23 protein-coding genes are annotated in these 23,342 nt (G+C 45.5%); 11 read left to right on the top strand and 12 right to left on the bottom strand.

Features of this window, described 5'->3' with window-relative positions:
• Positions 1-8 precede the first annotated feature (8 nt).
• Entirely contained in the window at positions 9-725 is a 717-nt protein-coding gene (locus ACQCT5_RS02005) for a (Fe-S)-binding protein (protein ID WP_499638487.1), read from the bottom strand.
• A gap of 141 nt (positions 726-866) precedes the next feature.
• On the opposite strand from ACQCT5_RS02005, the gene ACQCT5_RS02000 reads away from it, so the two are divergent.
• The 7 genes from ACQCT5_RS02000 (at position 867) to ACQCT5_RS01970 (ending at position 8,872) form a co-directional block, all read left to right on the top strand.
• Positions 867-1,967: a CdaR family transcriptional regulator gene (locus tag ACQCT5_RS02000; RefSeq protein WP_499638485.1), complete on the top strand. Its 1,101-nt coding sequence runs from the start codon at positions 867-869 to the stop codon at positions 1,965-1,967.
• A 102-nt stretch (positions 1,968-2,069) separates the two neighbouring features.
• Positions 2,070-3,482, top strand: coding sequence for a glycolate oxidase subunit GlcD (gene glcD, locus ACQCT5_RS01995; protein WP_499638483.1), 1,413 nt, complete (start codon positions 2,070-2,072; stop codon positions 3,480-3,482).
• The gene (locus tag ACQCT5_RS01990; protein ID WP_499638481.1) at positions 3,479-4,822 is read left to right on the top strand and encodes a (Fe-S)-binding protein; all 1,344 of its coding nucleotides are present in this window, start codon (positions 3,479-3,481) and stop codon (positions 4,820-4,822) included. Before glcD ends, ACQCT5_RS01990 begins: the two co-directional genes overlap by 4 nt.
• Before the next feature lie 182 nt (positions 4,823-5,004).
• Positions 5,005-5,895: an SEC-C metal-binding domain-containing protein gene (locus ACQCT5_RS01985; protein WP_499638479.1), complete on the top strand. Its 891-nt coding sequence runs from the start codon at positions 5,005-5,007 to the stop codon at positions 5,893-5,895.
• Between the two features lie 13 nt (positions 5,896-5,908).
• Positions 5,909-6,832 (top strand): nuclease-related domain-containing protein, encoded by a 924-nt coding sequence (locus ACQCT5_RS01980; protein WP_499638477.1) that lies wholly within the window; start codon positions 5,909-5,911, stop codon positions 6,830-6,832.
• Positions 6,833-7,205: 373 nt separating this feature from the next.
• Entirely contained in the window at positions 7,206-7,922 is a 717-nt protein-coding gene (locus tag ACQCT5_RS01975) for a DUF459 domain-containing protein (RefSeq protein WP_499638476.1), read from the top strand.
• Between the two features lie 101 nt (positions 7,923-8,023).
• Entirely contained in the window at positions 8,024-8,872 is an 849-nt protein-coding gene (locus ACQCT5_RS01970; RefSeq protein WP_499638474.1) for a protein-glutamine gamma-glutamyltransferase, read from the top strand.
• 121 nt (positions 8,873-8,993) lie between these two features.
• Here ACQCT5_RS01970 and ACQCT5_RS01965 read toward each other — a convergent pair whose 3' ends face one another.
• From ACQCT5_RS01965 to ACQCT5_RS01950, 4 genes are read right to left on the bottom strand one after another with little or no spacing between them, the layout of a single operon-like run.
• On the bottom strand, positions 8,994-9,131 hold the full coding sequence (locus ACQCT5_RS01965; RefSeq protein WP_499638472.1) for an FbpB family small basic protein: 138 nt from the start codon (positions 9,129-9,131) through the stop codon (positions 8,994-8,996).
• 12 nt (positions 9,132-9,143) lie between these two features.
• Entirely contained in the window at positions 9,144-9,584 is a 441-nt protein-coding gene (locus ACQCT5_RS01960) for a flavodoxin domain-containing protein (RefSeq protein WP_499638470.1), read from the bottom strand.
• Between the two features lie 14 nt (positions 9,585-9,598).
• Complete coding sequence (locus ACQCT5_RS01955; protein ID WP_499638468.1) at positions 9,599-10,486, bottom strand: hypothetical protein; 888 nt, start codon at positions 10,484-10,486, stop codon at positions 9,599-9,601.
• Positions 10,476-10,943, bottom strand: a complete 468-nt coding sequence (locus ACQCT5_RS01950) for a flavodoxin (protein ID WP_499638466.1) — start codon at positions 10,941-10,943, stop codon at positions 10,476-10,478. The genes ACQCT5_RS01955 and ACQCT5_RS01950 overlap by 11 nt, the downstream gene beginning before the upstream one ends.
• Before the next feature lie 183 nt (positions 10,944-11,126).
• Here ACQCT5_RS01950 and ACQCT5_RS01945 point away from each other — a divergent pair, with 183 nt between their 5' ends.
• The 4 genes from ACQCT5_RS01945 (at position 11,127) to ACQCT5_RS01930 (ending at position 15,440) form a co-directional block, all read left to right on the top strand.
• Positions 11,127-11,381, top strand: coding sequence for a group-specific protein (locus ACQCT5_RS01945; RefSeq protein ID WP_499639085.1), 255 nt, complete (start codon positions 11,127-11,129; stop codon positions 11,379-11,381).
• Positions 11,382-11,653: 272 nt separating this feature from the next.
• On the top strand, positions 11,654-13,174 hold the full coding sequence (locus ACQCT5_RS01940; protein WP_499639083.1) for a spore germination protein: 1,521 nt from the start codon (positions 11,654-11,656) through the stop codon (positions 13,172-13,174).
• A gap of 32 nt (positions 13,175-13,206) precedes the next feature.
• The gene (locus tag ACQCT5_RS01935; RefSeq protein ID WP_499638464.1) at positions 13,207-14,298 is read left to right on the top strand and encodes a GerAB/ArcD/ProY family transporter; all 1,092 of its coding nucleotides are present in this window, start codon (positions 13,207-13,209) and stop codon (positions 14,296-14,298) included.
• Complete coding sequence (locus ACQCT5_RS01930; protein WP_499638462.1) at positions 14,295-15,440, top strand: Ger(x)C family spore germination protein; 1,146 nt, start codon at positions 14,295-14,297, stop codon at positions 15,438-15,440. Before ACQCT5_RS01935 ends, ACQCT5_RS01930 begins: the two co-directional genes overlap by 4 nt.
• 128 nt (positions 15,441-15,568) lie before the next feature.
• Here the strand turns inward: ACQCT5_RS01930 and ACQCT5_RS01925 are convergent, their stop codons facing one another.
• The 7 genes from ACQCT5_RS01925 to ACQCT5_RS01895 all read right to left on the bottom strand — a co-directional run bounded on the left by ACQCT5_RS01925 (position 15,569) and on the right by ACQCT5_RS01895 (position 23,208).
• Positions 15,569-16,744: an anhydro-N-acetylmuramic acid kinase gene (locus ACQCT5_RS01925; RefSeq protein WP_499638460.1), complete on the bottom strand. Its 1,176-nt coding sequence runs from the start codon at positions 16,742-16,744 to the stop codon at positions 15,569-15,571.
• On the bottom strand, positions 16,741-18,351 hold the full coding sequence (nagZ, locus tag ACQCT5_RS01920) for a beta-N-acetylhexosaminidase (RefSeq protein WP_499638458.1): 1,611 nt from the start codon (positions 18,349-18,351) through the stop codon (positions 16,741-16,743). Before nagZ ends, ACQCT5_RS01925 begins: the two co-directional genes overlap by 4 nt.
• Before the next feature lie 28 nt (positions 18,352-18,379).
• On the bottom strand, positions 18,380-19,534 hold the full coding sequence (locus tag ACQCT5_RS01915; protein WP_499639081.1) for an exo-beta-N-acetylmuramidase NamZ family protein: 1,155 nt from the start codon (positions 19,532-19,534) through the stop codon (positions 18,380-18,382).
• A 25-nt stretch (positions 19,535-19,559) separates the two neighbouring features.
• Positions 19,560-20,234 carry a YesL family protein gene (locus tag ACQCT5_RS01910; RefSeq protein ID WP_499638456.1) on the bottom strand — a complete coding sequence of 225 codons (675 nt, stop codon included), beginning with the start codon at positions 20,232-20,234 and terminating at the stop codon, positions 19,560-19,562.
• 20 nt (positions 20,235-20,254) lie between these two features.
• Positions 20,255-21,364 carry an ABC transporter ATP-binding protein gene (locus ACQCT5_RS01905; RefSeq protein ID WP_499638454.1) on the bottom strand — a complete coding sequence of 370 codons (1,110 nt, stop codon included), beginning with the start codon at positions 21,362-21,364 and terminating at the stop codon, positions 20,255-20,257.
• Positions 21,365-21,375: 11 nt separating this feature from the next.
• Positions 21,376-22,119: a carbohydrate ABC transporter permease gene (locus ACQCT5_RS01900; RefSeq protein ID WP_404802014.1), complete on the bottom strand. Its 744-nt coding sequence runs from the start codon at positions 22,117-22,119 to the stop codon at positions 21,376-21,378.
• A 171-nt stretch (positions 22,120-22,290) separates the two neighbouring features.
• Entirely contained in the window at positions 22,291-23,208 is a 918-nt protein-coding gene (locus ACQCT5_RS01895) for a carbohydrate ABC transporter permease (protein ID WP_499638452.1), read from the bottom strand.
• Positions 23,209-23,342 lie beyond the last annotated feature (134 nt).

Genomic DNA, 23,342 nt, shown 5'->3' with positions numbered 1-23,342 from the left:
CCCCTCTCTTAACGACTATTCAACACTTCCGCAATATGCATTACTTTTACCGGCTTTTCCAAGCGCTTCGAACGTCCACCGATATTCATGAGGCAGCCGCAATCCGCTCCAATGAGATATTCCGCCTGCACTTCCTCAATATGGTGAACCTTTTCATCGACCATCTGCTCAGAGATATTGCCCATTTTCACGGAGAATGTCCCGCCGAATCCACAGCAATTATGGGCATTCGGAAGTGGCGTAAATTCCAATCCCTCGACATTTGCGAGCAGCTTCATCGGCTCATCCTTTACACCAAGCAATCTCGTCATATGGCAGCTTGTGTGATAGGTGGCGCGGCCCGAAAGCTTTGCACCGACGTCCTCCACCTTCAACACCTGTACAAGGAACTGTGTGAACTCGTAGGTTTTGGCTGCCAGCTTCTCGGCCTTCTCTTTCCAGACCGGCTCATCTTTGAAAACATGGGGGTATTCCTTGAACATCACGGCACAGGATCCGGATGGGGTAACCACATAATCGGATCGGTCGAATGTCCGGATCATCCTTTTCATGGCTTCCTTCGACTCTTTCACATAGCCGCTATTATAGGCGGGCTGCCCACAGCAAATCTGCCCTTCTGGAAAATCCACCTCACAACCGTATCTCTCCAGCACCTCAACTGTTGCCTTTCCGACATTCGTCTGGAACATATCCACCAGACATGTTGCGAATAAACTTACCTTCATCCCGAAAACTCCCCTCTATTCAGAAAGCGTTTACTTTTATAGTAATCTTATCATGATGAGTTGAAAAAAGAAGATGAATCTCGTCCTATATTTGGTATGCTAGAAGAAAATTGCCTAGGACTGCTTATTGGAGGACCCCGCATGCTGCGTACATCACTTGCAAAAAAAATCATACGAGAAGTAAAAAGTTTTATAGAAGAAGACCTGATCATGGTCGATACATCCGGAACCATCATTGCAAGCACCGATCCTGCGAGAATCGGAAACTACCATGAGGGTGCTTTTATCGCTGCGTCGCAAAAGGAAATGAAAATTATCAGCTCTTTGGATGAAGCGATGCTCGCAGGCGTGAAAGCCGGGATTACTTTACCCCTGTTCCATCAGCAGAAGGTTGTTGGTGTAATCGGCATTACCGGAACCCCTGAGAAGGTATTGCCCTACGGAGAACTGATCAAAAAGATGACCGAGCTTCTTATCTCGGAAAACTATTATCAGGACCAGTTCGAATGGGAGGCGAGGTCGCTTGAAACCTTTGTGTTTGATTGGCTGTTGAAGGACGGACCATCTTCTGCTTTCCAAAAGCGAGCGGAGGTTCTCGGGGTCAATATGGAGGTAAGCCGCCAGGTCGTTTTAATCGAATTTCAAGGTGACAGCACCCTGCTTCAGCCGAAAAGATGGAATTTCTCGGAACAGGATCTTGGTCTGAGTGAAGATGATATTCTCGTTCAATGGGGACATAACCGGATGATTCTTTTATTGGAAAAACGAAAAACCGCCATCCTGCCTCTATTGGAAAAAATGAGAATAATACTGGAAAAGCTCGCTGCCTCATCTGTATTTATGGGAGCTGGAAAAGACAGTACCCTGTCATCTGTAAAGGAGTCCTATCTGGAAGCAGAAAGGGCCTTGGAAGTTTGCAATTTCGACAACCCCATTGTTCTGGAAGAGAACCTGCGCCTGGAAATGATCCTGCAGTCCATCCCAAAGTCCATCAAGAAGGAATTCTCTGAACGTATCCTCCATCAGGTACTTGGCGAGCAGGAACTGATGGAAACGATTCACGTCTACTTGGAGAAGCATTCATCACTGAAAGAAACCGCCGCCGCGCTGCACATTCACATCAACACGCTGCACTACCGGCTGAAAAAGTTTGAAACGCAAACCAATTTGAACCTCAAGGAAGTTCGCGATCTGAGCTCTCTCTATCTATCCCTTCTCTTTTTGGATGAATATACAAAATAAAACGAACGTAAACCCTTTCTCTTTGGATAATAACACATAGAGAAAGGGTTCTTTTTTTATTATGATGAAAGAAAGAAGTGACCCAAGAGGAGGCTCATTCAAATGATATCAAAAAGGTTAAAAGACCAGTTCATTCAAATAGTCGGGGCAGACAATTACCGGGATAGTGCAGCGGAGAAGCTTGTGTATTCCTACGACGCCACCCCGAATTTCCAGTCGATGCCCGATGCGGTGATCGTGCCCCATAATGCGGAGGAAATTTCCCGGATTGTGAAGCTATGCAATGAAAACCGGATTCCTTTAGTACCACGCGGCTCCGGAACAAACCTGTGCGCAGGGACCTGTCCGACAGAGGGCGGCATTGTTCTTCTTTTTACCAGTATGAATCAGATTCTCGAAATCGATGAGGAGAACCTGACTGTGACGGTACAGCCGGGTGTGGTGACGCTCGATATGATCCATGCCGTGGAGGCGAAAGGCCTTTTCTATCCTCCAGACCCGAGCTCGATGAAAATCTCGACGATCGGCGGCAACATCAATGAAAACTCCGGTGGGCTTCGCGGCCTGAAGTATGGTGTCACAAGGGATTATGTGCTTGCATTGGAGGCGGTCCTTCCGAACGGTGATATCATCCGGACTGGCGGGAAGCTTGCGAAGGATGTGGCCGGGTATGACCTGACCCGCCTTTTTGTAGGATCAGAGGGCACCCTATGTGTGATAACGGAGGCAACCTTGAAGCTTGTACCGATGCCGGAGACGAAAAAGACGATGCTTGCGTTGTATCAGGATATCGAAGCGGCAGCGAAAACTGTTTCCAAAATTATTTCGAACAAAATCATTCCGACAACTCTGGAGTTCCTGGATCAGCCAACATTGGAAGTCGTGGAGGATTTTGCGAAGATCGGCTTACCTACCGATGTAAAAGCAGTGCTGTTGATTGAGCAGGACGGTCCATTGGAAGTGGTGGAAAGGGACATGAAAAATATAGAGGACATCTGTCTTCAAGAACAGGCCGTTTCCGTTCAGGTAGCAAAGACTGAACTCGAAGCAGAAGCATTGCGGACTGCCCGCCGCTCCGCACTCTCTGCCCTTGCACGACTGAAGCCGACGACGATTCTGGAGGATGCCACGGTGCCTCGCTCTGAAATCGCAAAAATGGTCAAGGCAATCAATGAAATCGCCGTACGCCACAACGTAAAGATCTGCACATTCGGCCATGCCGGAGACGGAAACCTCCATCCTACTGTGCCTACGGATGCTCGTGATCATGAGGAAATGGAGCGCGTCGAAGCTGCCTTTGAAGAAATCTTTGCAGCTGCCATCGACCTTGGCGGAACGATTACCGGTGAGCATGGAGTCGGCGTGATGAAGGCTCCCTATCTCGAGTGGAAGCTTGGGGCGGAAGGAATTGCGGCAATGAAGCTTGTGAAGCAGGCTTTTGATCCGAACAACATCATGAACCCTGGCAAGGTATTTGCAAAAGAATCCCGCAAACGGGTGGTGATTTCGCGATGACAACCTTAAAAGAAAAACAGGTAATCCAGTCTGAATTCCAGAAGCGCATGGATGAAGATGAACTTTTGAACTGTATGCGCTGCGGATTTTGTTTGCCATCCTGTCCCACCTATGTGGAATCGGGATTCAAGGAGTCACATTCCCCTCGCGGACGGATTGCGTTAATGAAGGGTGTCGTCGATGGGCTGATCGAGCCGGATGAGGATGTCGAACGTACTCTCGACCTTTGCCTTGGCTGCCGCGCCTGTGAGCCTGTCTGTCCTTCCGGGGTAAAATACGGTCACCTGCTCGAAGAAGCGCGCGATATCATCAACCAGCACAAAAGGCATTCACTTCCTGTCATGGTGCTTCGAAAGACCGTTTTCAATGGCCTCTTCCCTCACCAGAACCGGATGCGCATGATGACCGGGATGCTTGGGATCTATCAACGTTCCGGGGTCCAAAAGGTGGTGCAGAAATCCGGGATGATGAAGCTTCTCCCAGAAAGCATGGCGACGATGGAGCGTGTGCTTCCACAGGTTCCGAGCCTGAAGAAAATGAAGGATCGTCCCTCCTTTCTGCCTTCGATGGTGGAGATGAGGAAAAAGGTCGCCTTCTTTTCCGGATGTCTGATGGATACGATGTTTTTGGACACCAATAATGCAACGATGAAGCTCCTGCAGCATGCCGGCTGCGACATCGTTATTCCTAATAGTCAGGCCTGCTGCGGTGCCCTTCATGGACACAGTGGCGAAAAGGACGGCGCTAAGTCATTGGCAAAACGCAATATTGCCGCTTTTGAAGATCTTGGTGTCGACTATATCATCACCAACGCCGGGGGCTGCGGGGCGTTTCTAGTGGACTATGACCATCTGTTGAAGGATGACGCGGAATGGTACCCTCGTGCAGTTGCGTTCAAAGGGAAAATCAAGGACATGTCCGCCATTTTGGTAGAGTTGGAGTTCCATAAGAAAATGAAATTACACGTGCTCCCGCAAAAGGTGACGTATCAGGATTCTTGTCATTTACGCAATGTACAGGGAACATTCCTGCAACCCCGGATACTTCTTCAGGCTGTCGAAGGTGCAACGTTCATCGAGATGAAAGATGCCGATCGCTGCTGCGGCTCTGCGGGAATCTACAATATCGTGGAATCGGAAATGTCGATGAGGATCCTTGACCATAAGATGGAAAAAGTGGCGGAAGGTCAGGCGACAACGATTGTGACCGCTAACCCCGGATGTCTCCTGCAGATGAAGCTTGGGATTGAGCGTGAGGGACTTTCCGGAGTGATTAGAGCCGTGCATATTGCGGACTTTTTGCTGGAGGCCGTTGAGGGGTTGGACTTGGAGAGCTCTTAATCATTGTATTTTGGATAGTGGATTGCCCTCAAAAACGTCTTTTAACAGGTGTTTTTGGGGGTGTTTTTTGTCTTCTCCCTACTAAAATATCATTTTGTCGATGTGACAAAATTCTGCTTGTTCCTTATAATTTTGAAGTAATTCACCTCATAAAACCCAATAGAAAGTTGGTTGATCATTTCATGCTAAACACACTACTTTGCCCCTGTGGCAGCGGAAAAACATTTATTTCCTGTTGTCAAAACTCTCCTAACGTCCGAGTCTTCAGTGCCCCGTTTGCCAATGAAAAAGAGCGGCAGGATTTCATTGAAAACGTGGAAATCGCATCAAAATTCAAAATGCCGATGCGCGGACATCTCCTCTTTTACGGGAAGGATCTGGTTGCATATGTAAAGGATTCCTCATCGGTAAGGGAAGACACCTATAAATTCCTCCAACCTTTTTCTTTTTTTCTATTCCAAAAGAACGACGAAGGAAAAGTACACTCCTGGAAAGATTGTACATTCAGCTTCTGGGATGAATTGATTTCCACCTATTTCATCCATTCTCTTCGCTTATCGGCTCAACAAAATGAAGTGGAGACTCTTTTTCATGAGCTGAAAAAGTTCGCTGCCTGGCTGAAAAAACACCAAAAAGGCTCTTTTCTAAAAAAGATCCATTCACGCATCCATGCCTATGAAACAGATCTGCAGTTATGTGAGAAAGTAATTAATTCTCTCTATGAAAGCCATTGGGGAGATTTTCATGATAAAGACTGGGACTACAAACGTGCTGTTTTCGAATCGGAAAACCGTCTAAACAGCTATTCAGTCACAGAAGAAGGCATATTTGAAGTCACCGGTGTAATGGGCAAATATACGGTGGCAAAGTGCTGTGAAACGGAAAAATACTATTACTTCAAAGGTCTGCCAGTAAAGCTCATACAGCCAAAGCTCCTACTATCGGGCACAATAGGGAAACACTACAACCAGGACACATGGGACTGGATTTTCACTTCAGCTGTATACCCGAATGAGTCTAAATCGTACCTGCTTTCCCCTGTGACAGACCTTTACACTAGCACACTCGTTTAATGGGGGATCTCTCATGCTAATTAAGCAGCGAAGTGAACCGCTCGAGTTAACCATGCTTAAATCGTTGAATGCCCGTTCGGTCATGAATGCCACGGATTCCTCCAAATTCCACAATCTCGATAAAGGCTATCGTGGGGAAATCATGTTTGACGAGTATATGAAGGATGTCTCAAATGAAAACAATATAATCCTTAACGACCTACTCTTGGAATACAAAAATACCATCTTTCAAATAGACTCCTTGTTTCAATTCTCCAATACCCTCCACCTATTCGAAGTGAAGAACTTTGAAGGCGATTTTTTCATCGATGAGGAGAAATGGTATTCAATCGGAATTGGGCGAAAAGAAATTAAAAATCCCTTACTACAATTAAAAAGAACTGAATCCTTATTGCGACAACTACTTCAAGAAATCGGGTACCCCTTCCCCATAGAAGCCCATCTCGTCTTTATAAACCCAAATTTTCAGGCTTATCAAGCTCCAGCCGATCAACCTATCATTTACCCATCACAGCTGAGTCGGTTTAGGGAAAAATTGAAAAGCAAATCTCCGGTACTGAAGGCTTCACATAGGAAACTGGCGAAACAACTACTCTCTTTGCATATGGAAGATAATCCATATGCTCGAATTCCGGAATACCGATATGGAGGTTTGGAAAAAGGGATCATCTGCCCGACCTGTCATACATTCTATGCTACTTTTAAAAAAACACATTTGCTTTGTCATGAATGCGGCGGTATTGAAGGTAATAAAACGGCCATAATTAGAAGCATTAAAGAACTTCGGTTACTTTTCCCTGAGGTGAAAGTTACAACTAATTTGATTTATGATTGGTGTAAGATTATAAAAGACAAAAAAACAATTAGAAAAACACTTTCTGAGCATTTTAATAAGATTGGTCATGGTAAGAGTTCATATTATGTAAATCTGGAATAACCAATCAATGCTGAATTAAGCCTTCTTATACTTTTGAGACCACCATTTCCCTCTTTTTACATTTTCGTGGTCTCAACGGAGGCTTTTGAGACCACCATTCCCTTCTTTCTGCTTTTTCGTGGTCTCAACCGGGGCTTTTGAGACCACCATTCCCTTCTTTCTGCTTTTTCGTGGTCTCAACCAAAGCTTTTGAGACCACCATTCCCTTCTTTCTGCTTTTACGTGGTCTCAACCAAAGCTTTTGAGACCACCATACACCCCGTTTTGCTTTTTCGTGGTCTCAACCGGGGGTTCATTCATCACCACTCCACCACCCCAAAAGTTTAACAACCCACCCCACAGGGAAAACTACACTATCACAAGGAGGCTCATCATGAAAAAAACCATCATCTTTGTCACCGCCTTGGCCATAATCGTCCTGATTGCGGTCGGTGTCTTAAATTTATCCCAACAGAACAAAGCCCTATCTGTTCCCGATGAATCGGAGAAAATGGTTTCACTTGGAGACTCTCTCACCCATGGGGTCGGTGATGAATCTGGCGAGGGTTTTGTGGAAAACCTGGAAAAACAATTAAAGGAAGAAAAGAATGCCATCATTACTGTAGAGAATCATGGAATCCCCGACCAGCAGACGGACGGGTTGCTGCAGCAGGTAAAGAAATCAAAAGTGACGAGTGATCTGCAAGAGGCGGATTATGTCACTTTATTTATAGGAACCAATGATTTGATAGAGAGTAACGGCGGCCATCTGAAGGAAATCAATGAAGAGAAGATTGCAGCAGGACAAGCCGACTATGAACGCAACCTCATAGAAATCCTGGATATCATCCGTGAGGAAAATAAGGATGTTCCTATCCTGTTCCTCGGACTCTATAACCCTTATCCGGACTCGCAGAAAATAGAAGAGGAAATCGTCGAATGGAACGAGAAAAGCCAAACAATCGTGGATGACTACGAGAAAATAAAATTCATCTCAACAAACAATCTCTTCCAAGAAAAATCAACCGATTACTTCAGTGATGCACTCCATCCCAATGAAAAAGGATATAACCTCATAACAAAGAAAATATTAGAAGAATACGATTTTTAAGCGGAGACCGCATTTCCAATTAGGAGATGTGGCTTTTTTGTTCACATCCGCCCACCTCCCGAATATCCTAGATACAACGCCACCATGAAAAGAGGAATACCATGATACAACTATCAGGAAAACCTTTCGAACAAACCGACCTGTGGCCACCCGGAAGCACGCATGCACTGATTGTCCAATCATTGATGGATGACCCGGATATCCACTCCTATGAATCAATGGAGGAACTGCAATTTGAGCTTACGTTCAGGAAGAATATTATTTCGAGTGCGGAGCTGATGAGTCAAGGGGAGGCCCGGTTCGAGACCTTCGCCGGATCAGTGGGGAATCCGGATTATTGGATGATGACAAATAAAGGTGCGTTCCACTTGAGGGATGATGTCGAGCCGGCTACCGCTATTCGCGATATTTTCAAAAATAGTTCCCTGTATGCATATGAATGTGCTACTGCAATGATTATGATCTATTATCATGCAGCTCTGATGACTATTGGAGAAAAGCTGTTTAATCAATTATTCCAAAACCTTTACTTATACAGCTGGCACACTGACGTCGACCTTGGTGTCCAATCCGTTTTTACCAAACACCTGATACCCGGGGATGTTGCCTATTTTAATAATCCCGACTATCATCCAGAAACGCCTTGGTGGAGAGGGGAAAATGCCATTGTGATGGGGGAGGAGATGTATTTTGGACATGGAATCGGCATTAAGACTGCACAAGAGATTACCGATTTCTTAAACAGTGTGAGACAGCCAGACAGTACTACCCCTGCGGCTTTAATCAATCTTGTGGCAAGACCGTCCATTAAACATCTGGCCGAACTGTCGAAGCTGCCGCGTGGCTTCAACCGGGGCTATAAGCCACAGCATTTCATCATTCATCATAATAAGACGTCCATTTCGTTATATCGATATCTTTACTATGTGTATATGGGTTTTTCCAGATAATCAAGTATAGAGCAAACATGAAGTATCAGGAGTGGATGTTGCTTTTTTAAAAAGGATACACCACTCCTGACACAGCAATCCACCAATGCTTCTCGGCCGTTTCCACTCCGAGCCATTTAACCTATGTCAGACCCTTTTTCGTCTTCAAAATAATCATCTCATCTATCTTTTCATAGATTTCGTTTATTTTATCTTTATCTTTCAAAATAGTCTTCTTGTTCTCTTCTATTAGTTCCTGCATGAATTTTTTTCGCATCATACACAGTCCTTTCTATGGAGTTTTCATTGCCTCCGTGACAAAACTCCTGATCGTTTCTTCATCATCCGGTTCCGGGTTGAACTCTATTTTCAATGGCGGAATGCGTACCTGCCCTCCTTGACTCTCAATGAGCTGTTGCAACTTATGAAGTGCACCACAGTAATCGGGATAGGAGGTATCGCCTGAACCAAAGATGGCAAAGGGATGCCCGTTCAACTCCAATTCTTCCAGTTCCTCCATGATATCGAGACATTCATCGGGATAGTCCCCGTCTCCCCATGTGTACATGCCGATAAAGGTAATATCATAGTTAAGTAGTTCTTCCGCACGTACCACGCTATGGAAATCATCTAGGATCACTTCGTTGTATTGCTTCATTAATTCATCGACAATAATATCGGCTATTGCTTCTGTATTCCCGGACATGCTTGCATAGATGACACCTATTTTCATTTTATCTCCTCCTGTTAGTGCAGCAGTACTGGCGCATTAAAGCGATTGGCAATCCATTTGCTTTCCACTGGGGATGAGATGAACAGCTGTTCATCAAATCCAGCGCCTCTGAATCCGTGTCCCTCAATCGTTTCAATCGGAATGAGGGACATTTCCTCTCTTTGTAATTCGTAGATTCTTGAATAGCCGAAAGTATCTCTGCTTGTTGTTGCATATAGTTTTTTATTTGCTGAAAACAAGTCTAGAAATGCCTTTTCCTGAATCGGCTGTGAAAATCTCTGCCAGCGTTTCCTGATAGGATCGCTCACTTCAACAGATCCTTCTCCTGTATGGACATTTCCTTTTGTGATGATAAGAGAGTCTTCAGAATCCGAATAAATGGATGAAATCATCGAGCTTTCTTCTTTTTTTACTAGCCTGAGTTCTCCACTTTCGAATGAATAGCTCCATAAACCGCCACTGTCTTTGTTTACCTGTGTCCCGATATAGACTCTCCCTTTTTCATAAAGCAGGGATCGGATCAATGGCTGCACATCTAGCGTAAGAAAAGGCTTGGTGACAGACCAGCTCGCTCCAAAGTTTTCGGAAACATACAGTCTGCTTCCAGCATGGGTCACAATCAAGCCCTGATCATTCCCTGTGATGTCCCATAATCGCTGTACCGTCGGAAAAGACGTATGATTCCATTTCCTCCGCTGCAGGTCATAGCGGACAATGGTTCCATAATCGCCAATTCCAAATATGTAGTGGCCTAGCCTTACCAGCTTGTAAATGTTTTGGGAGAGGCCATATTGCAGCAGCCATTCCCCTTCCTCAAAGGAGTAGATGCCAGCTTTATTTACTGCGACGATGAAGGGAATATCAGGAGTGGATAACACTGCCGTAGATCCCTTAGTAAACATGTTCCGGCTCCTTTGTGTTAATCCAGGCAAGGAAGGATCGTGCAAATTGCCGGCAATCTGCTATCTGTTCATTCGTTTCGGGACTGAGCTCCATCTTCAGCAGTTCAGGATAAAGGCATCCACCCTGTTCTTTAACCCTGTGTGCGAGTGTATCCACAGCTGCACAGAATTTCGGATAGGCATGGTCACCTGAACCGAAGCAAGCAGCAAGCATGCAATCGAGGTTCCAATCATTCAATTCCTCATAAAAATCCTCTGCTTCATAGGGCAGATCTCCATCTCCCCACGTGTAGGAGCCTAATATTATTCCATCATAGGTGAGCAATTCCACCACTTCCATCGTTTCAAGGCTTTCCATATCGACTTCGCAGCCAGCAGAAAGTAGTTCTTCTTTTATGATGGATGCCATATCCTCTGTATTACCTGACATACTGACATATCCAACAAAGATTCTCATCGAAAAACGCTCCTAATTGATAATTATTATCACTCAATACAAACATGATAAATGATAATGATTATCAGTGTCAATCATTTTTTTTTCAGGCATATAAATGAAATAGCAAACTTTGTTGGCAAGAATCTCAATTAGTAACATACACTTTTTAAAAAGTCAGTCAAAAGGAGGAATAACTTGTCTATGAATTCAAATGGGGTACGTCTAAGGAAAGTACAGAATCTGGCCCAGGAGATTATGGATGAAGTGAACAGAACAAAAGATGGACGTGATACGGAGCTACTGAATTTGGTCATTGATAATCTGTCAAGAGCGGTGGTCGATGCCACAGACCCTTCTGGCCACTATTCACTGGAGTACTTGGAAAATAAAGTGGGCAAGGCGCATTCCCTGCTTTTTAAAAAGACTTGCAGCCAGAAAATGATGTATTACAAGTAGTTTAAGTACATGTAAGCAGTTCCCCTAATCATCAGACAATCAAAAAGGAGATTCTTCGATGACCCACATCATTCGGAGAATCTCTTTTTGGTTTGGCCCTCAGTAAACGTTTCCACGAATAATTCTTCTTAAAAGAGAGAAAATAATGGCAAAGATCGGCCCCGCTATTGGAGGTTCCATTCGTGCAAATACTTGAAAAGATTAAAGAATTCCTTCCAGAAATCAACGTATATGTGTATGCGTTGGTTTCTTTAATCGTACCTATCCTGATTATGAAAATGAATAAAATGCTTACAGAAGGTAATTTGCCTAACTTGCCAAAGCAAACCGAGACGCCCATTTCCCTGACGGATGACCTAACCGCCAATATCACCTTGATAAATGACAGTTTGGGAGAAAATAATGATGTGAAGACAAGAAAATTCCTTGACCGTATTAGCCAGACAAAGGCTGCCATTATTTTCACGAATGGTCTGGTTGATTCTACTACTATCAATAATAATATTTTGAAGCCTCTCATGCTCCATGACCGAAGTTTCAGAGAGGATTTTCAACCTGTACTGTTAACAGATATTCTGCCGGTTAGTGAGTGCTGGGAGGAGACAGACCTTCCTTCTATCACTTCTAAAATATTAAATGGAGAAACTGCTCTGCTACTTGAGGGCTCAAGTAAAGCACTGATTCTAAAAACAAGTGATATAAAAAGTCGCAGCCATGAAGAACCGGTTACAGAGCAGCTGGTGAAAGGACCGCGGATCGGTTTTAATGAAAATCTGGCAGATAACCAAGCGATTCTGAGGAGAGCCGGTGTCAATACGGATCTAAGATTTATCAGCTATCAAGTCGGGGAACGGTTTAAAAAAGAACTCGTCATCACCTATATCGATGGAATTGCCAATGAAAAGGTCATCAGCAGTGTAAAGCAGAAAATTGAAGCAATTGATATTGATAATCTCCCAGAGTCCGGCTATGTGGAGGAGCTAATAGTAGAAAACGTATTTTCCTTTTTTCCTCAGATTCAGAGTACGGAACGGCCGGATCGGGTAATTGCTGCTTTGGCGGAGGGTAGGGTTGCGATTCTTTTGGATGGAACGCCATTTGCTTTAATCGCACCGGTAACCATTAATATGTTTATGCAGTCGCCAGAAGATTACTATGAAGGATGGGTGCCTGGTTCTTTGCTTCGTCTGCTGCGCTACCTGGCTGCTTTTATTGCTGTTTTTACACCTGCACTTTATATTTCCTTTGTATCTTTCCATCAAGGTCTGATTCCTACCAAGCTTGCCATCTCGATTATCGGCTCTCGGGTCGGGGTGCCATTTCCCATTCTCATTGAAGCTTTATTGATGGAAGTTTCAATCGAAATATTAAGAGAGGCTGGGCTGCGTTTACCAAAGCCAATCGGCCAGACCATTGGAATTGTTGGGGGTCTTGTTATTGGGGAGGCAGCGGTCCAGGCCGGGATAGTCAGCCCCGTTACGGTTATAGTCGTGGCACTGACGGCTATCTCCTCCTTTTCTCTTCCTCAATACAATTTAAGTGCATCTTTGCGGATTCTCCGCTTCATCGCCATGTTTCTAGCGGCAATACTCGGGTTATATGGGGTCATCATCTTTTTTCTCTTTTTCTGTATCCATCTTGTCCGTTTAAAAAGCTTCGGAATCCCCTATCTGGGTCCTGCTGTTCCTTATCAGATTGGTGATTGGAAAGATTTCTTGATACGCTTACCCATCAAATTCATGAAAAAAAGACCCAACATCACCAAGCCAGGTGACAGTATCCGCAAAGGCTGAAGGAATCCAATATCTGAAGGGATTTGTCCATAATGAGTACGCAACAACAGGAATTAATCAGTCCAACCCAAGCTATCATTTTGATCATCAACTACATTCTCGGTGTAGGAATCCTGACCCTACCTAGAACCGCTTCCGCTGAGGTAGGTACTCCTGATATTTGGATTACCATTATCATCAGCAGCATTTTTCCGATAGCAGCCGGATTGATTATTCACACGCTGAATCGAAGATATCCAAGTAAAACTTTTTTTCAGTACAGCAAGAAGATTGTCGGCAAGGTAGTAAGTGTGGTAATCGGCCTTGGCATGATCATCTATTTCATCTCTCTTACCAGCTTTGAAGTCAGGGTAATGGCTGAGGTTACAGAAACATATTTGTTGGAGGGGACCCCCATCCAGATTTTAATCCTGCTTTTTCTTTGGCTTTCCCTCTATTTGAATACGGATGGATTAAATTCGATTGCTCGCATGTTCCAGATCATTTTTCCTTTGACCGTCCTCGTTTTTATTTTGATTTCAACGATGAGCCTTGGTTTATTCGAGCTTAAGAATGTGCGTCCGGTATTGGGGGATGGGATATTTCCCGTATTGAAAGGGATAAAGACTACTTCCTTATCTTATATCGGGATTGAGATCATGCTAATTCTATCGGCGTATCTAACCAACCCCCGTAAAGGGAAGAAAATCGTCCTTATTGGCGTATTGTTGCCGATGGTATTCTATCTGATTACAGTCATCATTGTGATTGGGGCGTTATCCGTTGATGGGGTCAGTACTCTTGCCTGGCCAACCATTTCCCTCATTAACTCATTTGAATTTCAGGGTATTTTCTTCGAACGATTTGATTCGCTGTTTTTGATTATCTGGATCCTCCAGATTTTTGCAACCATTTCAATAACTCTTTTTGCGGCATCACTTGGAATGTCCCAACTGTTTGGTAAAGATATAAAGTTCTTTTTGCTTGCGCTTCTCCCGATCATTTTCGTTCTCTCCATGCTGCCTAAGGATATACATCAAATTTTTTCCTTAGGGGACCAGCTAGGCAATGCTGCCATCGTTCTGTTTGGGATTCTGCCGATTCTTCTACTGGGGATTTCCTTCGTAAGGGGGGCATGGAAATGAGAAGTGCGAGAATATTGATCCTGCTGGTCCTCATCATTTCGCTATCAGGCTGCTGGAGTTCGAGAGACATTGAAAAGCTGGATTTACTATTGGGCGTAGGAATAGACGAAGCCCAAGGGATTCAAAATGACAAACTACTAACTGTAACCTATCAATTTGCACAAGTATCGAATAACCAAACCACGAACAATTCGGCACAATCTCCAAAGCCTTTTTCAAATGTGGAAGTGACTGGGAATTCCATTCTTGAATCGGCACGTGAAGTGATCCAGAAACGAAAGAACATCATCAATGGGCATCATCAGCAACTGATTATTATCAGCAGAAAGGTCGCAGAAAAACGAAATTTGAGGGAATTGGTGGATTTCTTCATCCGTGATCCGGAAGCAAGGATGAGCTGCTTGGTGATGGTCACCGATGATCGATCGAAGAACTTACTGGAGATAACAGATTCCGAAATACCGACCCTTTATATAACGGATATGACGAAGCATACAACAAAATCAAATAAAATAATAGAACCTATGCCTTTATCAAAAATTAATGCACAGATGGAAGCGAAATCAAGCTTTCTATTGCAGAATGTAGTAAGGACGGACAACAATGAATTGATGCTGAAGGGTGCTGCTGTAATCCAGGGGGACACGTTAAAAATGATCGGCTCCCTGAACGAGGAAGAATTGGAGGGTGTCTCGTGGTTGATGGCCTATACTGACGGCGGCATCATAAAATTCCAGCATGAAGATAGTGATGCCATTATTGTATATGAGCTTGAATCGATTGACAGCAGGATAAAGCCGAAGTTATCTAATGGCGTGCTCTCTTTTCAAATAGAGACAAAATTGAGTGGCGCCATTTCCGAGTTGGCTGCTCCCACCCACGATATTACCAATGAAGATAATATTCAAAAATTAGAGAAACAGATCGAGGAAAAAGTAAATTCTCAAATAGAGAATAGCCTGGAAAAATTGCAGAAAGAACTTCAATCGGATGTGATTGGATTGCACGACTACGTCCGGATCAAATACCCGAAATACTGGAAAGAACATAAAGAGAACTGGGATACTCAATTCGGTCAAACGGAGATAGACTATAGCGTCGATGTGAAAATAACCGAGTTTCATATGAATATCGGTAGTTAGAATTCTATGCCTCCAATGTTTGTAGAACTTAGTTGTAATGAGATTACAGTAAATCCTACTTCCAATTAATCAATTAAAGGGAGTGCTATTCAATTAACCCGAATAGCACTCCCTTATTTTTTTCCTAATCACACAGTCAACTTCCCCAGCACCACAGGCTTCCTCGCCCCTGTCGCCGAAGGTAGGTTGTTCGGCACGCCAAACAGCGTCTCGTTCGCAAGCAGGGCGAACGCCACCGCTTCCTTCGAATCACTCGAAAACCCGTAATCCTCCTGAGTTTTCACCTCAAAAGAGCCTAGTTCACGCAGATATTGAAGCAAGGTTGCATTATACGCCCCGCCCCCACTGACAATCAGTGTATCAACCGGACCTCCTAAGAATCGCCTATACTGATCCACAATCGTCAACGCAGTGAACTTAGTCAATGTCGCCATGATATCCGCATCGGAAAGCCCCTTCGAAAGCAGCTGCCCAACAAGTTCACGTGTATATGCAGCACCAAACAGTTCACGTCCCGTACTCTTAGGAATCGCCAAACTGAAGTAAGGATTTCCAAGTAATTCGCGTAAAACCTCTTCATCCGCACTCCCGTGTGCAGCCACCCGTCCGCCATCATCATAATGGGCCTGGCCCTCCGTCAGAATCGCCATCGCTTCGTCCATGATCATATTCCCCGGACCGGTATCAAAGGCAACCACCTGATCTGCACTGCAACCCGCAGGCAAATAAGTGACATTCCCGATTCCGCCGATATTCTGCAGAGCGATGCTTTCGGAAGCGGATCGGAACAGCAGATAGTCGACATAAGGAACGAGCGGTGCCCCGCCTCCGCCTGCTGCCATATCACGGACACGGAAGTCGGACACTACCGGGCAGCCAAACCTTTCCGCGATAACGGATGCCTCACCGAGCTGCAAGGTTGAACGCACCAATCCAGCCTCCTCCACAGGAATGTGATACAAAGTCTGGCCGTGCGATCCGATGAAATCAATATCCTCCACCCGGACACCATGTTTCTTCACAACAGACTCTGCCGCTTTACAGAACATTTCCCCAAGCTCAAAATTCAGGCTGCATAAGGCGTCCACCGAACTTGCCTCAGGATCGAACTGCCGGAAGATCCGCTCACGCAACTCCCCGGAAATCGAAATATTTTCAAATGCCAGTTCCTTGTAAGACATCGTTTCACCGGCACCTTTTACCGACACAATCGCAACATCCACGCCGTCGACCGAGGTACCGGACATCAAGCCGATCCCGATTCTTTCCTCTTTTTCAGCAAGCTTCTGTAAAAGCTGGATCATCCTTTGTTCACCTTGGCATCCACCAGCGTAATAGGTAGTTTACCGGTCGCCTCGAGCTTACCCAATAGCACCTTGCTGGCAGATTCCAATGCAAGCGCGCGACTCTCATAGGTGACAAGATACGTCCCCACCTCCGGGAATTTTCCGATATCATAAGGGCTGCGCATCGCCACAACGCCAACACCATCGCCAAAGGACAACACAAGCTTCCGAACCAATTCAACCTGCGAAGGGTTCGCCACAGCTTGATACGTCGCAACCACCACTTTGTCAAAATCCCCAGCTTGCTTTACGATCCGATCGATTGCTTCTTCAGTCGGTGCAACCTTCACAAACACTTCTTCCGCATGTGGCAAAGCAGCCTTCAAATAGGTTCCAACCGTTACCTTCGTAGCCAATGTCTCATCTACCTCAGTCGCCACATTCGGATCTACCGCAACCACCAACACATTTTCAGAAGCACTCAAAGGCAAAAACGCCCCGCTATCCTTCACAAGCGTCATGCTCTTTTCGCTCACACTGCGAGCAACCGCCAAGTCCTCTTCCCTACCGACAAGCGCCGCTGCCTCTTCCCAGGTAGCCACTGATTCCGCAAGCTTCCTTTTTCCCTTCAGCTTCAACACCCGTGCAACAGAACGGTCTACCTGCTCCATTGTCAGTCGGCCGTTTTCCACCGCTTTTTTCACAGCCTCCATCGCTTTGCACTGTCGCTCGAATGTATGGCTAATCAGCACGATATCAATGCCAGCTTCTATAGCCATGATTGATGCTTCTTCGATTCCGTAATACTCGATGATTGCGGTCATTTCCATGCAGTCGGTCATCGCCACACCTTCATAGCCAAGCTTTTCACGCAGCAATCCGCTCACGATGCGCTTGGATAGCGTTGATGGAACATTATCGGGTTCAATGGATTTGAAGTTGATATGCGCGACCATCACGCCGTCCACGTCATGAGCAAATGTTTCCTTGAACGGAACGAGCTCCAGGCTTTCCAGTCTGTCAAGTTCATGTGCTATCACCGGCAGGTCCAAGTGGGAATCGACGTTGGTATCACCATGACCCGGGAAGTGCTTGCTCACCGCTGACACATGCTCTGCCTGCAGGCCTTTTACCGCCTCCACCCCAAACTCTGCGACAACGCGGGGATCCTCGCCATAAGATCGGACACCGATTACCGGGTTTAGAGGGTTATTATTCACGTCCACACAAGGTGCAAAGTTCATGTTCACTCCAAGTGCACGCAGCTCTTTCCCGACAATTTTACTCAACCTATATGCAGCATCTTTATCGCCTGTTGCACCCAATGCCATGTTGCCGGGGCTTAATGTGACTCCCTCAGTAATGCGCGCAACCATGCCGCCTTCCTGGTCAATTGAAATAAACAACGGATGTTTGCCTGCGTCCTTCGCAATCTTTTGAAGGGAACTAGACAATTCATACACCTGCTTCGTGTTCTTCACATTCCTTGTAAAATAAATCACTCCACCGATATGGAAGTCCCGGATTAGCTTCGTTATATTCTCACTCGGCTCTGTCCCCTGGAAACCAGCCATGAATAGCTGGCCTACTTTCTCCTCAAGCGTCATTTCATGAATCTGTTTCATACGCTTTTCTCCCCTTTTTAAAAAAAGTCTATGAATAAAGTAAAATGGAACTTGTTCTTCTCTTCCAATCTTCCAAACCAGCTTGCCAGCCTCCAGCTACCTCTTCAAAAGAGAGACCCTGGTCAATCCCTTTACGCACCTCATCCGTTCCCCAGAGAAGGTCGATGAAAGGATGCATACCTTCCTTGAACGGCGCGAGCCACTGTGCCTCCCCGACGTGAACGGCAAAAATGCTATGTAACAATTCGAAGCCGAGCCTTGCAACATCAAGCTCAATCCGGTCCGTGATAACCAACTGCACCCCTCTGCATAAGTCACCCTGATGCTTACTCATGTTCGGTGTGAAAAATGCCGGTACTAGCTCCAAGCCAGGCAGCTCCTTACGAGAGAAATGCTCCATCACCTCATCCTTCTTGAACCAAGGAGCCCCAATCCATTCAAACGGCTTCGTTGTCCCGCGGCCTTCTGAGAGATTCGTTCCTTCGATAAAGCAACTGATAGGATAGTAGAGTGTTGTAGTGAAATGCGGGATATTTGGTGATGGCGGGATCCATGGCTGCTGCCATTCCTCTCCCCACATCGATCGGTTCCAGTTTTCCAATTCATAAACGTGAAGATCCACATCAGGAAAACGCTCCTTCTGCAGCAAGCGTGCATATTCCCCCACCGTCAACCCAAGGCTCACCGGAAGCTCATAAGGTCCAACAAAAGAGGCGTAGGCCATATCCAGCACATTGCCTGACACTAGCGGTGCAATCGGGTTCGGCCGATCCAGGACGACGAAGGATGTCCCGGTTTCGGCACACGCCTCCATCACATTTTTTACGGTTGCAAGGAACGTATAGAAGCGTACCCCGACATCCTGAATATCAAAAAAAATGGCATCTACATCCTCGAGCAATTCTGTAGATACCTTCTTGGTTGGTCCATATAAGCTGTACACGGGAAGCGAGGTTTTTGGGTCTGTGGTATCCTCCACATGGACGCCTGCCTGGACGTCCCCCCTGATTCCGTGTTCACAGGCGAAAAGCTTTGTCAGTCTGATAGAATCTGATTCATTGAGTGCATCGATCGTGGATTGAAAGCTTGAGGTCATTCCCGTTTGATTCGTTACGAGGGCAATATTCTTGCCAGCCCAGGCTTCCAAGCCGTTTTGCAAAAAGCGATCAATGCCGTATTTCACCTTTTTCAAAAAATCCCTCCTCCATTTAGGCACTAACTGGGTTCCAATCTGTATCTTCTTCCTCTGTTGAAATGACATTGCTTGTGACAATATTGCAAAAGAGTGTGGACAGGCTTGGAAACAGGAAAAACAATCCTACTACAGAAAGTAGCAATAAGCAGAAAATCGATGTGATCTGCAAGAATGATAGAATCGTATACAGCGGATTTTTCACAAGCAGCTTGACGCTGGTTAAGATGCTGTCCTTTAAGGAGTACTGGAATTTCACCAATAATGGAATCGTGTAGATCTGGCTCAGGAAAATCATTCCGCAAAAGTAAGACTGGAAACATGCCAGTGCAAATGCGAACGTTCCGCCGACTTGCGTGTAGTGCCACCATGATGCTGCAACGATCACAACAAAGAAGGATAGGAACAGACTGTACCCGATGCTTGCCAGGAAGTATTTTTTCATGCCGGTAAAAAACATGACGATCACGGATTGGCTTTTATCCAATAGAAGCTGCTGGACAGCCCATGCCGCCCCAACGAAAATCGGTCCGCTTACGAGCATCACGTAGAAAACCGAGTATGGCAATTGGATGAGAAAGAAGGACGGACTTAGCACCGTTACGACCAAAAAGCTGATGAATACCATCGCTACTATGTGTTTATAGTACTCTCTTCCTGTTACACGTAAAATATGTGTCAATCCATCCATCTGCATTCTCTCCTTTTTGATTAAAAAATCCTTAACTCAGTCTCTCGGTCAAACAGGTGCATTTTATCCAGGTTGAAAACGAATGTTTTTTCTTCCAATGGGCGGATGAAGCTTTCGCCGCTTACTTTGGCGGTGATCATACGGTCACCCATTGTGAAGTATACGAGGTTTTCTCCACCTAGATGTTCGATTGCTTTTACTTTGATGTTCGCTTTGTTGTCTGTCGGAACGGTAAATGCGAATTCTTCATCATAGATGTCTTCCGGACGAAGTCCCAGCACCACGTTTTTGCCGACATAGCCTTTATATTGTTTTACAAGTGCATCAGGAATGGTGAATGTCAATTCTCCCACTCGAAGCTTGTTCTCTGACTCTAGTATAGCATCAAAGAAGTTCATTGGTGGAGACCCAATAAATCCTGCGACGAACATATTTGCCGGGTTGCGGTACAGGTCTCTTGGAGATGCGATCTGCTGGATTTCCCCTTTGTTCATGACGACGATCCTTTCGCCGAGTGTCATGGCCTCGACCTGGTCATGCGTGACGTATACGATGGTAGCCCCGAGGCGCTGGTGCAGCTCGGCTAGCTCGATCCGCATCTGGACGCGCAGTTTGGCATCCAGATTGGAAAGCGGCTCGTCGAAAAGGAATACCTTCGGGTTGCGGACGATTGCACGTCCTACTGCCACCCTTTGACGCTGCCCCCCACTAAGCTCCTTCGGCTTTCGGTCTAGCAGTTCATCAAGTCCAAGAATTTTGGAGGCATACTCGATTTTCTCCTTGATTTCCTCTTTGGATGTTTTCATATTTTTCAGGCCGAATGCGAGATTCTGCTCGATCGTCATATGCGGGTACAAGGCGTAGTCCTGGAATACCATCGCGATGTCGCGGTCTTTTGGATGCATATTGTTGACCACTTTGTCCCCGATATAGATGTTACCTGATGTTTGGCGTTCAAGACCAGCGATCATGCGCAGTGAGGTCGTTTTTCCGCAGCCGGACGGGCCTACGAAAACAAGAAACTCTTTATCTTTTATTTCAAAGGTTGCATCGTTGACAGCAGTGAATGTTCCGCCACGCTTATCGTCCACGAATGTTTTCGTTACATTTTCTATTTTTATACTTGCCATACCTTAAACACCTATCCTTTCACTGCACCGATTGTAATACCCTGTAAGAAGTAACGCTGTAGGGCAAAGAATAAAATAAACATTGGCAATGCCGCGAGTACCGAGCCTGCCATCATCGCCCCGTAATCTGTTGCGTCCTGGAACTTGAAACTTGCAAGCCCGACCTGAATCGTTCTCATGGAGCTTGATTGCGTCACAAGGAACGGCCAGAAGAATTCATTCCATGTTGATACGAATGTAAAGATTGCAAGTACCGCCACCCCAGGCTTGGAGATAGGGAGGATGACTTTCCGGAAAATGCCGAACTCGCTGCAGCCGTCGATTCGTGCTGCCTGGATAAGTGTCGTCGGCAAGGTCGACATGTACTGCTTCATCAGGAAGATATTCCCGACCACCGTGAACATCGGTAGCATGATTGCCAAATATGTATCAACCAGGCCGAAAATGTTCACGACCATGATGTACACCGGAATCAAGGTAACCTGAGCCGGGATCATCATCGTACCAAGCAACAGCCAGAAAATCGTTTTTCTGCCCGGGAAGCTCAGTTTTGCAAAGGCATAACCTGCCAGTGATGAGAAAACGACGTTGGATAAAGTCAGTACACTTGAAACGAACAAGCTGTTCATCAGCCAGCGAACTGCGTCTGTTTCCGTCAAGAATCGAATATATGTAGCCAGTGTCACCTTGGAAGGGAACCATTCCGGCTTAAAGGATGCGGAGACCGTGGTATCCCGGAAGGAGGAAATCACCATCCAGTAGAGCGGGATGATGGTCAGCACCACCCAGAACAAAAGAACCGCCCAACTTAGTACACTGTAGACCTTTTTGCGCTGATTTCTTGCCTTCTCTCTTTTGATGGCAAGCTCTGCATATTGTGCATTGTTTGTATTGTTTGCTGGTTGCATTTAGATTTTCCTCCTTTCTTAGAATTCCACGTCAGATGACATGACTTTAAATTGAATAACGGATGCCAGGATAATGACTGCTCCAAGCACAAATGATTCTGCTGCAGCCAGACCGAATTGGTAGTATTGGAATGCATGTGTGTAGATCAGATAGGCGATGGTGGTCGTTGCAAAGTTCGGACCACCCTGTGTCATGAGGTAAATGCTCATGAACACCTGGAAGCTCATGATGATTCCGGTTACCAATAAATAGAGAGTAGTAGGTTTCAATAATGGCCACGTTATATTACGGAATTTCGACCATTCAGAAGCATGGTCGATGTCTGCTGCTTCATACAGGGACTTCGGTATTCCGCCCATTGCAGCCAAGTAAAGGATGATACCGGCGCCGTGTCCAGTCAGATAGGACATTAGCATAATAGAAAGCAATGCTGTGGAGCTTTGCCCAAGCCACATGATATTGTCGAACCCGAGCATCTCAAGGAACATATTGAATAGTCCCGCTTTTGTCGGATCATAAATCCAGAACCATACAAGCGCAACCGTTACTCCGGAAGCTACTGTCGGCAAGTAAAGTGCCGCTTTGAAAAAGGTCTGCGCCTTTTTTGCCCGCGGGAAAATCAACACTGCAAGAAATAAAGTGATCGCGACGTTTACCGGTACTGTACCGACTGTGAAAACGAAGGTGTTCCACATCGCTTTCCAGAAGATATCGTCGTTTACCATCGTTTTATAGTTGTCTAATCCAACCCATGTGGAGCCGAGTACATGATATTTCTGAAAACTCATGACAAGGGCATAGCCCACTGGGAAAAGCGTAAACATGAGAAACAGGATGATTGGGACTGCGATAAATGCGTAGCACCAGCCATAATCTTTTATAAATTGGGAGAAATTGAATTTTTTCGATACGGAGACCGTTGATTGGTTTGGCATTGTCTACACTTACACCTCCAGATTTAAGGTGGCTGTTTTCGCTTTTGTCAGAAAGGAAACAAGACCATAAATATATGCTCTGTTAAACACCGCTGTTGATTTCCGCAATAGGCTGCGCTTTCCGCTGGGCTTGC

The sequence above is a fragment of the Sutcliffiella halmapala genome (assembly GCF_050107295.1).
Classification (GTDB): Bacteria; Bacillota; Bacilli; order Bacillales; family Bacillaceae_I; genus Sutcliffiella_A; species Sutcliffiella_A halmapala_A.
The sequence above is the reverse complement of the archived record's forward strand: the minus strand, read 5'-3'. Positions and strand labels throughout refer to the sequence as shown.